This is a genomic window from Pedobacter sp. (assembly GCF_039594775.1).
Lineage (GTDB): Bacteria > Bacteroidota > Bacteroidia > Sphingobacteriales > Sphingobacteriaceae > Pedobacter.
In genome coordinates this window covers 269453-284621 of record NZ_JBCNMT010000003.1, presented here as the reverse complement: position 1 = coordinate 284621, position 15169 = coordinate 269453, and the positions used below count along the sequence as shown (strand labels likewise).

The 15169-nt window shown below is 38.7% G+C and carries 10 protein-coding genes; 6 read left to right on the top strand and 4 right to left on the bottom strand.

What is annotated here, in order from left to right:
- Position 1: 1 nt before the first annotated feature.
- Complete coding sequence (locus ABDV71_RS10770; protein WP_343532454.1) at positions 2–802, bottom strand: nitrilase family protein; 801 nt, start codon at positions 800–802, stop codon at positions 2–4.
- Positions 803–815: 13 nt separating this feature from the next.
- On the bottom strand, positions 816–1961 hold the full coding sequence (locus tag ABDV71_RS10765) for a methionine aminotransferase (RefSeq protein WP_343532453.1): 1146 nt from the start codon (positions 1959–1961) through the stop codon (positions 816–818).
- Positions 1962–2161: 200 nt separating this feature from the next.
- On the opposite strand from ABDV71_RS10765, the gene ABDV71_RS10760 reads away from it, so the two are divergent.
- The 6 genes from ABDV71_RS10760 (at position 2162) to ABDV71_RS10735 (ending at position 6567) form a co-directional block, all read left to right on the top strand.
- The gene (locus ABDV71_RS10760; protein WP_343532452.1) at positions 2162–2863 is read left to right on the top strand and encodes a queuosine precursor transporter; all 702 of its coding nucleotides are present in this window, start codon (positions 2162–2164) and stop codon (positions 2861–2863) included.
- Between the two features lie 4 nt (positions 2864–2867).
- Complete coding sequence (locus ABDV71_RS10755; RefSeq protein ID WP_343532451.1) at positions 2868–3224, top strand: MmcQ/YjbR family DNA-binding protein; 357 nt, start codon at positions 2868–2870, stop codon at positions 3222–3224.
- Positions 3225–3267: 43 nt separating this feature from the next.
- Positions 3268–3966 (top strand): YetF domain-containing protein, encoded by a 699-nt coding sequence (locus ABDV71_RS10750; protein ID WP_343532450.1) that lies wholly within the window; start codon positions 3268–3270, stop codon positions 3964–3966.
- Positions 3967–4017: 51 nt separating this feature from the next.
- The gene (locus tag ABDV71_RS10745; RefSeq protein WP_343532449.1) at positions 4018–4416 is read left to right on the top strand and encodes a BLUF domain-containing protein; all 399 of its coding nucleotides are present in this window, start codon (positions 4018–4020) and stop codon (positions 4414–4416) included.
- Positions 4417–4667: 251 nt separating this feature from the next.
- On the top strand, positions 4668–5885 hold the full coding sequence (locus tag ABDV71_RS10740; protein ID WP_343532448.1) for a sterol desaturase family protein: 1218 nt from the start codon (positions 4668–4670) through the stop codon (positions 5883–5885).
- Entirely contained in the window at positions 5878–6567 is a 690-nt protein-coding gene (locus ABDV71_RS10735) for a lysoplasmalogenase (protein ID WP_343532447.1), read from the top strand. The genes ABDV71_RS10740 and ABDV71_RS10735 overlap by 8 nt, the downstream gene beginning before the upstream one ends.
- Before the next feature lie 219 nt (positions 6568–6786).
- Here the strand turns inward: ABDV71_RS10735 and pbpC are convergent, their stop codons facing one another.
- Both pbpC and ABDV71_RS10725 read right to left on the bottom strand, forming a co-directional pair.
- On the bottom strand, positions 6787–9159 hold the full coding sequence (gene pbpC / locus ABDV71_RS10730) for a penicillin-binding protein 1C (RefSeq protein ID WP_343532446.1): 2373 nt from the start codon (positions 9157–9159) through the stop codon (positions 6787–6789).
- A gap of 291 nt (positions 9160–9450) precedes the next feature.
- The gene (locus ABDV71_RS10725; RefSeq protein WP_343532445.1) at positions 9451–15042 is read right to left on the bottom strand and encodes an MG2 domain-containing protein; all 5592 of its coding nucleotides are present in this window, start codon (positions 15040–15042) and stop codon (positions 9451–9453) included.
- Positions 15043–15169: the final 127 nt, after the last annotated feature.

Genomic DNA, 15169 nt, shown 5'->3' with positions numbered 1-15169 from the left:
GTTAGTTAATCTGAAATTCGTCAGAATCTTTCAAAAAAGGAAATTGTCTTCTAATTTTTTCTAATTCGGTATAGTTAATACTGAAAGTATAAAGGTCTTCGTCTTCGGGTTTATAGTAAACAGTATTGCCCAAAGGATCAATGCACATGGAGTGTCCACTGTGGTAAATCTGGTTACCATCATGCCCAACACGATTTACGCCAATAACATAACTTTGGTTTTCAATGGCTCTGGCATGGATTAAGGTTCTCCAATGTGATGAACGCTTATCCGGCCAACTTGCTACCAATAGCAAAATGTCATAGGCAGCATTTTTATTTCTTAACCAAACAGGAAAACGTAGGTCATAGCAAACTGCCAAGCGTATTTTCCATCCTTTTAGCTCAACAATTACCTGCTCGTTACCTGCCGAAAAATGTTTGTCTTCTTCACCCAACCCAAAAAGATGGTGTTTGTCGTAATATTGGTATTCGCCATCTGGTTTTACCCAAACCATACGGTTATAATAATTACCGTTTTCTTTAATAATTAAACTTCCGGTAACTACGCAATCATAGCTGGCAGCGGTTTTTTTAATCCATTGCATGGTTTGGCCATCCATATCTTCTGCCAATTCCTTAGCTTTCATGGTAAAACCAGTGTTGAACATTTCTGGAAGAACTATTAAATCAGTTTTCTCACGTACGCCACCCGACAATCGCAAACCTATATTCTGCAAGTTTTTTTCTATGTTTTCCCAGAATAGATAGGCCTGGAAAATGGTAATTTTTAAGTTTGGGATGTTGAGGTAATGAGGTTCCATGAGCGGTTAATAATTATAGTTTAGTTAATTTTTCTACTGCTTGTTCGAGCGTGCTATCTTCCTTGGCAAAACAAAAGCGGATGACTTTGTTGTCAATCTTTTTGGTATAAAACGCCGAAACGGGAATGGCCGCCACACCAACGGCGCTCACCAGTCGCTTAGCAAAATCGGTATCTTTCTCATCGCTGATATTTGCAAAGCTCACACACTGGAAGTAAGAACCTTTACAAGGTAAAAGCTCAAATTTTGTTTGTTTAAGAAGTTTCTGGAAATAATCTCTCTTCTGTTGAAAAAAGACAGGAATTTCCTGATAGACGTTAGATGACTTTAAATAATTAGCGATACCTGCCTGCATAGGGGTATTAACGCTGAAAACATTGAATTGGTGTATTTTCCTAAATTCCGACATCAGTTTTTCTGGTGCCAAGCAATAACCAACCTTCCATCCGGTAGCATGCAAAAGTTTACCAAAAGAGGCCACAATCAGGCTTCGCTCCGCTAATTCCGGATATAAAGCTACGCTTTGATGTTGTTCGCCATCAAAAATGATATGCTCATAAACTTCATCACTTAAAATAAGAATATCGGTATCTTTAGTTAGTTTAATCAACGCCTCTATATCCTGCTTACGCAAAATACTTCCCGTAGGATTATGCGGTGTATTGATGATGATCATTTTGGTGTTTGCCGAGAACAGCTTTTTTACCATCTCCCAATCAATTTTATAATCGGGAGCCTGTAGTTCGAAAGGTTTTACCAATCCGCCTAATAATTTGATAGTAGGAGCATAGCAGTCGTATGCTGGCTCGAAAATAATCACCTCGTCGCCTGCGGTAATGAAGGTGTTTATCGCTGTAAAAATAGCTTGTGTACCACCAGCGGTAATAGTGACCTCGGTTTCTGGATGATACTTTGTTCCGTAAAGCTTCTCGATTTTTTCCGAAATCAGTTCTCTCAATGAAAGTAAACCTGCCATGGGTGCGTACTGATTAAAACCACCTTTCATGGCCTGGCTAATTTCATCGATAAGTTGTTTGTCGGTTTCATAATCAGGGAAACCTTGTGATAGGTTAATGGCTTGATGGTCTGCGGCAAGTTTAGACATTACTGTAAAAATAGTAGTGCCTACGGTAGGTAATTTCGAGTTTATATTCATCATCTGCTACGAAAATAATTAAAATTGTTGTATTGTTTAATTGTTGAGATGCTCATCTACCTTGACGTTGAAAAATAGCAATCTAGTACTTACGAATTCCACAATTAATCGTTAAAATTCGTACTTTAGTTGCTATGACTTTTAAAACCAAAGAAAGCAGATTATTGCTCGTTCTCGGGGCGTTTTTTGTAGCAAATACCCTGATGTCTGAATTTATTGGCGTAAAAATATTCTCTGTAGAAGGTGTGCTGGGAATTAAGAAATTTGACATCAACATGTTTGGTGTTCCAAATTTGTCATACAATATGTCGGCGGGCGTAATTACTTGGCCCATCGTCTTTATCATGACGGATATCATTAATGAGTATTTTGGTGTAAAGCAAGTTCGTTTTCTTTCCATATTAACGGCCATTTTAATTGGTTTCTCATTTTTTGTGGTATGGATGGCGATTAAATTGGAACCTGCTGATTTTTGGTTAACCCAAGAAGTAAATGGACAACCCTTAAACATGCCCAATGCTTTTAATGCCATTTTTGGACAAGGGATGTGGATTATAGTCGGTTCCATTACAGCATTTTTGATAGGTCAAATGGTAGATGTGCTGATTTTCCATAAAATAAAGAAAGTTACGGGAGAAAGAGCGTTATGGTTAAGAGCTACAGGCTCTACCTTGGTTTCTCAACTGATTGATAGTTTTGTGGTAATTTTCATTGCGTTTTATCTTAATCCAGCTTATCACTGGAGCTGGCAAATGGTGGCGGCTATTGGTTTGGTAGGCTATACTTACAAATTTGTTGTTGCCTTATTGGTAACACCTATTTTATATGTTGTACATGCTATTATTGATAAATACCTAGGTAAAGATTTAGCTCACCGAATGATAAAAATGGCCGCTAGAGGCTAGTGCCATGGAGCAGAAAACCATATTAGCACTTACTTTTATCCGAAATGTAGTTGCAGCGCTCCCTGCAACGTCTGAAAAGTTGTGTTTCGATACACCAGCCTTTTACATTAACAAATGTTTATTTGCTCGCTTAAAAGAAGATGAAGAACATTTGGTGATTTACACAGAAGAACGGGAGCAGTGGATACAAAAAGACCCTCAAACATTTATGATTACGCCACATTATGTAAACTATAAATACATGCTGGTTAACTTAGATAGGGTAGAGCCCGATACATTGAAGGAACTGCTTATTACTGCTTGGAAGCAACGAACTAACAAAACACTGCTTAAACAATATTTAGCAAAATCTATAACCTAAACAAATTTCTTGTGGCTGCGTTGTATAGCATAAAAACTATCGTATGGCAACACAGGCAGACAGTTTAGAGAAAATACTTTTTGGAAATGAGGATTGGTTGTTCATTCCAGAGATCATGCTCCGTACCCTCATTATGTATTTGGTGGTACTCGTTAGCTTAAGGATTTTAGGTAAACGTGGTGTTAAACAACTCTCTATCTTCGAATTAGTGGTAATTGTAGGTTTAGGCTCTGCAGCTGGCGATCCCATGTTTTATAGGGAAGTGGGTATTTTATCGGCGGTAGCTGTATTTCTAGTGGTGGTGATTGCCTACAAAATCACGTCCTACTTCGTTAACAAAAGCAAAAAAATAGAAATTCTTTTAGAGGGAAGTTGCACTTGCGTGATAGAGCATGGTAGGTTTGCCATTGAAAACTTTAAGAAAGAAAGTCTGGCACAAGACGAATTCTTTGCTGAGCTACGCTTAAAAAATGTTTCACACTTAGGGCAAGTTCATTTGGCCATTTTAGAAACTACAGGAAGCATTAGTGTATTTTACTATAAAGACGATGAGGTTAAATATGGCCTTCCCATATTACCTGCATTATTTTGTCAAAAAGTAGAGGAAATTAAGCATAAAGACTATTACTCATGTAGTTTCTGTGGTTATACCAATCTAATTGCCCCCTCAAAGAAAGTAATTTGTAAATCCTGCGGTAGGAATAAATGGGTAAAATCAATCAGTATTTTAAGGGTCACTTAATTCTGTTTTTCACAAGAATACTGTTAAATTGCGGGCAAAGTGAACGGTGATATGATTTATTATTTATTATACTATGGAGTTGAAAGTTTTAAGTTTGAGCAAAAGGATTTTGAGGAATTATTAGTACAGGCTAGAGAACGAAATGAAGGTTTGGGAATTACCGGAAAACTCATCTATTGCGAAGGAACCTTCATACAGGTATTGGAAGGGAATGAGTATTCCGTTAAAGAAGTTTATCAATCTATTGAAAAAGACTCACGCTTAATCGCTACCAAAATTGTAGCGGAAGGTTTAGTTGGAGAGAGATATTTTAAAGACTGGAGCATGGATTTTAATCAAATATCACTAAATTCTATTAACGAATTGGAAAATTGCAACCATCCCAATGTTGGCGAATATATATCCAATGCACCCGCAGTTAAATTATTAAAATTACTGAATGCTAAATAATTGGTATTCTGCCGGCTTGCACTCAGGGCATTTCGATACGAGGGTACAACGAAGAGAATTGAAAATCAACGAAGTTAAATCTAGCAAAACGCTATATCTAACTTGAACCTGGCTATTTATTATTTATAAAGTCGTTAGATTTCTCTCTATGTTAGAAATGACGCGACTATATCACATAATTCAGATAAATCATTAAATTAGATTAAAGAACCACTGCTGTTCGATTAATGATAAATGCCAAATAAAGCCAGATGAAAACCAATTATATAGCCTTGTCGGTACCTATTTTCTTTATTCTTATAGGAATCGAACTAGTCTACACCTTTTACAAAAAACTAAAATACTACCGATTGAATGACTCCATTGCCAATCTAAGTCAGGGGATAGGCTCACAGTTAGTAGGGCTTTTCATGAAATCGGTGCTGTTTGTAGGTTATATGTACATTTTTGAACACTGGCGTTTATTTGAAATTCCCAACACCATTTGGACTTGGATTATTCTATTTATCGGGGTAGATTTCTTTTACTACTGGTTTCATCGGATGAGCCATCAAATTAATGCGCTATGGGCAGCACATATTGTCCATCATCAATCAGAAGAATATAATTTAACCGTGGCATTAAGACAATCGTGGTTTCAGGGGTGGTTTTCATGGGTATTCTATCTGCCTTTGGCACTCATAGGCTTTGATCCAATTATGTTTTTAACCTTGAGCTCTTTTAATACCCTCTATCAGTTTTGGATTCATACCCGTACCATTAAAAGCATGGGTTTTTTAGAGTATATCCTCAATACACCATCTCATCATCGTGTACATCATGGCTCTAATCCTAAATATATCGACAAGAACCATGCGGGCACGCTCATTATTTGGGATATGATGTTTGGCACTTTCCAAAAAGAAGAAGAGGAGGTTTATTACGGCATTACCAAGCCATTGGCCAGTTGGAATCCAGTTTGGGCAAATATACACTACTGGAAAGATTTGATAGAAACGGCAAAGAAATCTGATAGGATTTCAGATAAAATCAGGGTATTTGTAAAACCTCCAGGATGGTTTCCGGAAAAATTGGGTGGATTTCAGTTTGCTCCTGAAATAGACATCATCAATTATAGAAAGTTCGATACACAAGCCTCTATGGCAACCATGATGTATGCTGTTTTGCTTTTTCTTTTGGCACTAGCTTTAGGTTCTTATCAATTGTTTTATTTTGACAAGTTAAACTTAACTGTTAATATGCTATTGGCTGCTTTTACGATTATCAGTATGCTTACTTGTGGAGCCTTATTGGAAAAGAAACGATGGTTTGTGCCCATTGAAAGCGTAAGATTCTTGCTCGGCTTTTTCATGCTTTACTTTTTCTACAATATTGGCTTTGATGTTACTTGGATAGGGGGCTTAACGCTGATTCATTTGTTGATGGTTTTTTACTTTTTCTTCATCAAACCCAAATACCGAAATGCTTAATAAATATTCTCAATTTAGTTTCGCATTTGCTATCATTTTTTTTGCGGAACTACTAGCTGTAACCAATAATTTAAGTGAACTAAGGTTTGTCACCAAGCCTTTAATCACCATTTCGCTAATGATATTTATTTATTTGACCATCAAGAAAAAAAGCCGTTTTACCAGCAAAGTAAAAGTGGGGCTTTTTTTTTCATTACTGGGTGATGTGTTATTGATGTTTTCTGGCCATCACCAGCTTTATTTTATGCTTGGGTTAAGTGCTTTTTTAATCGCTCATTTGTTTTACATTGCGGCATTTTACGTTGACTTAAGAAACAAGGTAGAGAACGAAAAACGTTACGTGCTACCCATCTTTATTGTCTTTGGTTTTTTCTGTATATCCTACTATTATTTTTTAAGGCCGTATTTAGGCAGCATGAACATTCCAGTATTAGCTTATTGTTTTGTGATTACACTTATGGGTATTACGGCAGCTTTGAGATATGGAAAAACAAATTATAAAAGCTTTCTTTGGATTTTACTGGGTGCAATTTTGTTCATCATTTCAGATGCTACTTTGGCCTACAACAAGTTTGTAGAACGCCTAGATATGGGTGATTTTTGGGTGATGACGACTTACATGTTGGCTCAGTTTCTCATTTGTATGGGAACCATTGAACGCAAATATATTAAGCCTAACTAATTTCAGCTCGATAAGTTAAGGGTTCCTGTAGATGATAAATTACTATGTGCCTATGTGGTTTATTTAGGAAGCTCTTGCGTTTTTGATAAAGATAAAATATAACCACATAGACACATAAGAGTGCATGCTAAACAGGTTCCGATTTTATTAGAACAATAGCGTTTGCTAGGGCTGGAGATAGTTAAAAATCACAAAACGCTTATCCCGAACTCACGTTAATTAATTTTCCTTTTCTTTATTTAGCACGGTAAATACCTGCAACAGTCTTTCTCCATTATCGTCGGTTAAAGTAAGTACATGCTTTCCGGGGGCAGGACTAACAGCCATTTGATGATAGTTTTTAGTAGTGCCGATATACTGCTCGTCAATATGCCAATGGATGGTGGCATTAGCGCTTCGATGCGCCGCATTAAAAATAGCTTTTCCTCTATTACCATCTATTTCCAAAGGAATGTATACCATCGCGTTAGGCTTAGGGTAAATCATCTCCATGGTGGACATGTTTTCATTTTGGCAACCTTCCATAAATGGAGGCAAAGTTCTGTAGTCGGCATTTTTAGCTTTGTAATAGTATTCCATAGTAGGAGGTAACACAAACCAGCCTTTGTGCTTCATTTGACTAATGCTATAACATTGATTGTTTACCTGATAGCTTTCTGTAGCATCTAAATGCACCAGTTTATGATATGGACATAGTGTTGTTTTTTCTCCAACAGGCGGAACCCATTGTACTACTTTTGTTTCACAAGTTTTAGATGCCTTGTAACCACTTTGCTTACACACCACTATTTTTTTGAGTTTGGTTTTTGGCATTTCAAACCATTTGGAGGAAGGGAGCAACCTAAAGATATCAAACATTAGTGGCGCAGCTGCTTCTATACCAGTAAGTCCAGGTCTACCTTCGCCATCGGCATTACCTACCCAAACACAAACTACATATTTTGGGGTAAGCCCAACCGACCAAGCATCCCTGAACCCAAAACTAGTTCCTGTTTTCCATGCCACGCGTTGTGAAGAACTGAATTGCTGCCATAATCCTTCGTCACCAGGCCGCATTACTTCTTCCATGGCATTAAAGGTGGCCCAAATACTTCCATGGTCTAGCTGAGAGGTTTGTTCTATATTTTCTTCCGTAGATTTACCATTACTGACATAATACGGAGCGGCATAGTCGGCACTATTGTACTTGCCTTGGTAGGTATTGTAGTGGTTTAAGGTACGGGCCATTCCCAAATAGGCTTTACTTAAATCCCACATGGTCACTTCGCTACCTCCCAAAATAAGTGATAGCCCATAGTGGTCGGCAGGTTTGTTTAAGGTAGAGAACTGTAGCTTTTTTAATTTATCATAAAACCGCTCATACTTATACTGTTGTAGCATTTTAACTGCAGGAATATTTAAGGAACGGCTTAGCGCCCGGTCTGCTGGAATAGCACCATCATATCCTAAATCAAAGTTCATTGGCGAGTAACCGCCAATTTGCGTAGGCACATCGGGAATGAGGGTTTTCGGCAATATAAAACCATCGTTAATCATGCTCGCATATAAGATAGGCTTAAGCGTACTTCCAGGACTACGAGGCGCCCTAATCATGTCCACATGGCTTTCCATTTCTTTGAGCTGGGGCAGGTAACAGTTCCCAACGTAACCCACCACCTTGCCGTCGGCTACACTCAAGATCAAGGCTGACAGGTTATTGATGCCGTTGGCGCTAAATTTTTGGTGATATTGTGCTGCTACACGATTAAGCTCTAACTGCAAGTCGTAGTCGATAGTGGAAGTAATTTTTGTACTGGGTTCGCCCAACTGTTTGATTTCATCTTTAAAACGGTTCAGCAAATGTGGCGCATGTTGTGGCAAAGCCAGTGGTGCAGTAGGAATGGGCTCTGCTTTTGAAAGCTGTGCCGTACTACGGTCAATGAATTTGGCTTCTACCAGCTTATCTAACAGGTTGTTCCTTTTGATGATGAGTTTAGTAGCATTTTTACCTGGATGAACCAATGAGGGGCTATTAGGCAATACGGCCAAGGTGGCCATTTCACCCCACGATAATTGTTCAGGTGCTCTGCCATAATATCGCCAGCTGGCGGCTTCTAAGCCTACTACGTTACTTCCGAAAGGTGCGTTGGCGGCATACAGCGCTAAAATTTCATCCTTTGAATAAGTCATTTCCAAACGTGTAGCCATCCACATTTCGGCTATTTTCTGTAGCAAACTGCGCTGCCTTTTTCTAGAAAGGCGGATAACCTGCATGCTTAAGGTACTGGCTCCACTAGCCACACTTTTAGCTTTAATATTTTGAACACTCGCTCTAGCTACTGCGACCAAATCTACCCCAAAATGATGATAGAAACGCTTGTCCTCGAAAGTGATGATACATTTTGCAAATTTCTCGGGCACACTATCCGATACTGGAAATCTCCATTGACCATCCTTGGCAATCGAAGCGCTCAATAATTCTCCGTTACTGGCTTCAATGACAAATGAAGTGGGGGTATTAAATAACGGTTTTGGGAGAGAAAACCAAAAGAAAATAAAGAGTGCCAAAAACAAGGCATCAACATATATTATGGATTTAATCTCTTTTTTCATTTTGGTTTTAGTGATAACATGTTTAAGCCACAAATACACAGATAATCGTATTTGTGCATCTGTGGCAAAAATAGCGGTAACATTTATTCCTTGTGGTTGATATATACCAAAGGAGACGCTAATATGGAAAGAATTGTTATGATCATTAAATTTTCAGCGGGCTTTGTACGCTTTATATTTACTAATATTTGGCCTAGGATTTAGGAAATATTTCCGTCATTTCGACGAGGAACGAGGAGAAATCTAGCGACTTGTTAGATTTCTCCCAGAGGTCGAAATGACGGAACTCTATTATTTATACACCTCTACCCAAGTACCTGGAGTGGCTGCGCTAATGTTATTGTTATACATCGCTTCACATTGTACCGTAGAAAGATAGAACCTTCCCAAGTAAGATGCATTTAACAATACCCTAAATGTTTTAACCTCGTTTTCTCTTAAACTGAAATAGGTGAGTACCCTGTCATCCCTGATGTCCTGATAGTCATAAGCAGAAGAGGTAAAGGCACCTTCATTATCATGCAAACGAGTGTTGATGATTTCCCATCCCGACGGGAAAATCTGTGTGAGTGCCATTTGTTCATATAAACCTTGGTGTCCAGTATTCTTTACGTTTACTTCTGCATAAAAATCCTGTCCCTGTTTTAGTTTCGCAGGATTTAAGACCTGTCCTTTCATGGTTTTATATGTGATTTCCATGGTTAATAAATCAGGATGATTTGGTAGGAAATCATTTTGTCCAGTAGCAGGACGACCTTGTACAATTAAACGAGCAAAGAGTACGCTGTTACCTTTATTGGTAATGCTGGCGTTATTACTCCTGAAAGTAATTGGCGTACTGCTGTAATACTGATTGTTGTTGACATTGCCTTTTACACCATCTAACATGTATTGGAAATTCAGTTGTCTCGCAGATTTCTGTTCGCCACAGAACTTTGCAATAGCCAACAAACTGTATGCGGTTGTTTGCGTGCTGTACCATTGGTCTTCGCCTAATTTAGCAGCCACTTTATTGAGCAATTGCAGTGCTCTATTTCGTTGTCCCATCAGCGTTAGGGTTTCCATAATCATGGCCTGGTCTCTCAAATCAGAACCGTAAGTGCCTCCCAATTGCTGATAAGCTTCCACCTGTGTTGGCAAACCTTTGATTAAATTGTTAGCGGCTGCACTTTGACCTGCCATTTGGTAGGCCGCTGCCAAACGCCATTTAGCGGCATCTGTGAGGTATTCAAAAGCTCTTAACCTGTTCATGGCGGCCATTTCTGGTTTCTTGGCCAAGGCCAATACATATAAACGGTAAGCTTGGCTTAAATCTCCTCCATAGAAATTATTGGCATTAGGTGTCCAATTATTAGCCTTGCTTTTTTGGTAACGGATTAAGCCATCGTATAAGCCCACTGGAAGCGCATAACCGCTTTCTTGCGCTTCAATTAAGAAATGACCAGCATAATTGGTTCCCCATTCATCGGCCGTATTATTTCCTGGCCAATAAGCTAAGCCACCGTCAGTAGTTTGAAAACCTTTCAGCTTATTAATTCCAGCTTTGATATTCCGTTCTACCTGTGCCTTTTTCTGTTCGCTTAGGGCAGACAATTTATCCAAATACAATTGAGGGAAAATACCAGAAGTTGTTTGTTCAACGCAGCCATGCGGGTATTGGATGAGGTACCCTAATCGTTTTTCTAAATTGATAGGAGGGATAGAAGATACTTCCAACGTACCGCTATTAGTTCCTGCGGTACCGATAGCCTGATAATTGCCACTCCAAGTTTGTCCTGGTTGTATCACTGCCGAAACCACATTGGTTACTATTGGGTTTGGATTTCTGATATCCAATTCCACATCAGAAACAGTTTTCTCTTTTCCACTTTGTGCTATGATTCTAATTTTGGCAATACCTGTCCGATTTGGTGCTGTAACATTAAAATAGGTCAATTGATCACCAGCCTTGGCAAAAGTTAAGTTTTGCTGATTGGTTTGGTTAATCTGTAGATTGCTAGTTTGCAAACTCACCGACACATTTTTGAGATTATTATTCGTAGCGAATACGTTTACTGGTAAAGTAAAGCTTTCACCTGGACCAATCACCCTTGGAACTGAAGCCAAAAGCATGATTGGCTTTTTAACCTCAACGGCCTTCTCTGCATGACCATAAGCACCATCGTTACCTGCTACCACCATCACTTTTACAGAACCAATATATTGAGGCAAAGTAAATTTATGGGTTTTCTTTTCGCCTTTGCCCAATTGGTATGGTCCCATGAATTTCACCACAGGCTTAAATCTGTTTGCTTTGGCAGGGTTAACATTCTTATTCACTGCACCGTCACCACCTATGCTTAATATACGTTCTAAATTTCCGCCCCATGCGCCCAACACTTGGTCAAAAAGGTCCCAAGTCTTAACCCCCAAACCTTCTCTTGCATAGAATGAAGCATGTGGGTCAGGAGTTTTAAATCTAGTAAGGTCTAATAAACCTTCGTCAACAATGGCGATGGTATAGGTCATGGCCTTGCCTTTTTCCTCACTAATAGATAAGCTACTTTCCACCTCTGGACGCAGTTCTTTGGCAATGCTAATTTGAGGTTTTAATATCGTTTCAGGATTTTCGATGGTCAAAGGTATTGCCCCATACATCCTAATTGGCATATCATTAACCGTTTGGCTATGTGGCTGCAATAACGTAACATTCGCAAATACATTAGGAGTCATGTTTTTTTCCGCTTTGAAAGTGAATTGAGTTTGACCTTTTTTAGTATCTGTCCAATAAGTTTTTACCACCCTGCTGCCATTTTCTATCGAAATTAATGCCCTACCATTTTCAGGAGAAGGAATCGTAAGGGTGATGTCTTCACCTACATTGTATTTCGATTTGTTGGCAGTAAACGATAACATCGAGGCTTCGGTAGGGTTGTTGCCTCGTTCGCGTTGTGCCCATCCTGGCCAATCGATATACACTTCTCTCGCTGCAAAATGACCTCCGCCATTGGCACCACCTACAATAATCAGATATCGTCCCCATTCAGGTTCGTCAACTCTTAAATTCCATTTGGCCTTTCCGCCAACCATTTGTACCTGCTCAACTTTAATGAGTTTGTTGTATTCGTTTTGTGTAAAGTTGGCAAAGCTTTCTTCATTGTTTTGTTCCCACCACCAACGCCATTGGATTTTATAAAGGGCTACAGTAACTGGTTTATTGGCATTTAACAACACGCCATCTCTATTCACATTCACAATATCCACCTCGTGATTTTTGCCCGTCACCAGCATGCCCGTAAATTTATCGCCTTGAGGTGCCTTTATACCAAAATAGTTATCGTAAACATGATAGGGGATACTGAAGTTATCAATACTGAAGTTACCGCCTGGTTCAAATACTTTGGTAGTAATATTAGCTCTTAAAATACCTGGTGCAGCGGTCATGTTGTTTAAGTTGGTATTCACTAACGCTACGCCGTCATCATTTAGAGTACCTTCAAAAACTGTTCTCAATTGTGTGTCAAATTGAACAATAGGATTATCAAAAGAATAGTCTTGGAAGTTTTTAAAGGTAGTGGCATCCTTGCTCAAGTTAATATCGACCTTTGCTTTTAAATTCTGTGCCGGCGTACCAAATAGCCATTTTGCAGATAGGGTTGCTGCTGAAGCTTTACCATTGCCCAAATATTTTTTACCACCAAGGTCAAAATTGATTTTGATGCGGTTTGGTGTGACGGTTTCTATTTTAAGATTTTTGGTAAACACGGCGCCACCAGCTTTAAATTTAGCTTGCCAACTACCAGTAGGGGCAGTGCTTTCCGTAGCTGTTTTAAAGGTGTAAAAACCATTGATAGGCTTGGCGTTGCTCAGTTTTTTTATCAGCTGGCCTTTTGGATTATAAAGCTCAAACACAACCGGATAGTTGTCTGGCAATTTCTGAAGTTTATCTTCCAAGATGAAGGAAAGGTAAAGACTGTCGCCTGGTCGCCATACGCCACGTTCACCATAAATAAAACCTTTGATGCCATTTTGAACAATATCGCCACCTACATCAAATCTTGATAACGGTAAAGAATTGCCATCGTCTAATTTAAGGTAGCCACGTTCATTACCGTTTTTAGCCACTAATAAAAATGGTTTTCTCTTTAACGAGAAAGTAGCCATTCCGTCTCCGTCGGTTTTCACCGTGGTTAATACTTGTTTTTGGTAATCCAACAGCTCAATGCTTACGCCACTCATCGGTTTTGCCGAAAGTAAATCTGTGGCTACTACCAACATGCTTTCATCGTTTCCTCGTTTAGCAATTAATCCAATATTCGAAGATAATAAGTTTCTATGTGCCCATCTTTCGCTGGTATAGTAGGACGGCGAGCATGGATTTTCACGTTCGTTCCAACGATAGCCCTTAGGATAATAATTATTGTAATTGTTCCAAAAATCGTCATCCTCATCTATTTTCTGACCATAATCATAGCCATCGTAACCATCATATTCACCATCTCCTTCTTCGTTACCAGCAGCAGTTGCTTGCGTACAACTATACACACTATATGCCTGCTTAAACATGATGCTTACACGATACATTGCACCTGGCTCAGTTTTAATGAGTTGATCTAAGTCTAGTGTAAAACGGTTCTTTTTATGTAGGTCTAGAGATTTATCTTCGTTAAGATGGATAGTCTTTTGCAAAATAGGTTTCGCTACGCGACGTAATTCATTTCCTTCTTTATAATTGTTGACCTGAAAAAATTGAGGAATGTTTTCTTGGTATATTTTGATAATCGTCACGTCAACCGCTTTAAGGTTAACGGCTTCAAAAGGAAGTACTAATTTGCCAGAATTAGGTAGGATAGTACCTGCGCCTGCAATGGTTACCGCTGGTTTTTTGTTTTCGAAAATGACATTAGCGGTTTTTGCGCTTTGTAAGTTAGTACCGTTAATATTGGTAATGCTCTGATTAACTATTACGTTATAATTACCTTCTAATGCATCGGGAGCATAGGCTTTAATTTGGCTACCATCAATGGTAAACCTTAAATCGCCCAAACTCGCTATAGCTACCAACCCCGCTAAATCTTGTGTCACACTAACAGGCTCAGAACATTGAATTAAGACGAAATCTTCCTGTTGTTGAACTGCTTTGATCGCTAATACCTTGAATACATTTAAAGCGGGCACTTCCAATGTTACCTTTCCACTATTATCGTCGGCACCAATCACATTACCATCCCATTTTAAACTAAGACTTTGCTCGCTTTTAGTTTTGGCGATGCTATCAATGGTAAAGGTTGAAATTTGCTTTTGAGGATTATGGCTCCACTTTATTTTTAGTTTTTGGTTAAAATCTACTGTTAAAGCCTTCTCAATGTTTTGTGTATCTTCCGCATCCGCAGTATTAATTTCACCCGTCAACTTCATTAAATTGAGCGAGGTATTATTTTGTGATACTAAACCATTTTCTGTGAGTGACAGGGCAGGTTTAATGACTTTGAAATCAAACTCAAACTCTTCTAATCCCTTTTCAACAGGTAATACTTTATCCAAGTTTAGCGTGGCCTCATATTTTTGGTCTGGCTTTAAATCCTCCTCTGGTCTAAATTCCAAAGTTTGGGCATCTATCCAGTAGGTTTTACCTTTAATATTAGGGGAGAAATCAAATAGATTTTGCTTTACTTCACCTAAATCGGCAATATTGCTCACCGAACTGGCAAGGTGGACACGGATATTGCTTTTTTTTGAGACAATACCAGAGGTATACGCATCAATGTATTTAGCAAATTGTGTGTGGTCCTGTTTTTTATTTTTTTTAAGGAGGAAATAACCCGCAGTAACGAGGATTAAAACTAGAGCGCCAATTAAAATAACTTTAATGTTAGGGCGTTTAGAACTGTTTTCTTGATTCATAAGAGTGTAGTGTGAGTACGTAATGAAATTAACGAAAAAAGGGTAAAACTGTTTCGTATGTGGACAAAAGAGTTGTCAACAACTCACAGTTTTGAACATAAAGACGACTATAGGTTGCTCTCTTAGA

Coding starts and splice junctions, on each gene's coding strand:
- ABDV71_RS10770 (WP_343532454.1), bottom strand. CDS start 802: ATGGAACCTCATTACCTCAACATCCCAAACTTAAAAATTACCATTTTC.
- ABDV71_RS10765 (WP_343532453.1), bottom strand. CDS start 1,961: ATGATGAATATAAACTCGAAATTACCTACCGTAGGCACTACTATTTTT.
- ABDV71_RS10760 (WP_343532452.1), top strand. CDS start 2,162: ATGTCTGAATTTATTGGCGTAAAAATATTCTCTGTAGAAGGTGTGCTG.
- ABDV71_RS10755 (WP_343532451.1), top strand. CDS start 2,868: ATGGAGCAGAAAACCATATTAGCACTTACTTTTATCCGAAATGTAGTT.
- ABDV71_RS10750 (WP_343532450.1), top strand. CDS start 3,268: ATGGCAACACAGGCAGACAGTTTAGAGAAAATACTTTTTGGAAATGAG.
- ABDV71_RS10745 (WP_343532449.1), top strand. CDS start 4,018: ATGATTTATTATTTATTATACTATGGAGTTGAAAGTTTTAAGTTTGAG.
- ABDV71_RS10740 (WP_343532448.1), top strand. CDS start 4,668: ATGAAAACCAATTATATAGCCTTGTCGGTACCTATTTTCTTTATTCTT.
- ABDV71_RS10735 (WP_343532447.1), top strand. CDS start 5,878: ATGCTTAATAAATATTCTCAATTTAGTTTCGCATTTGCTATCATTTTT.
- pbpC (WP_343532446.1), bottom strand. CDS start 9,159: ATGAAAAAAGAGATTAAATCCATAATATATGTTGATGCCTTGTTTTTG.
- ABDV71_RS10725 (WP_343532445.1), bottom strand. CDS start 15,042: ATGAATCAAGAAAACAGTTCTAAACGCCCTAACATTAAAGTTATTTTA.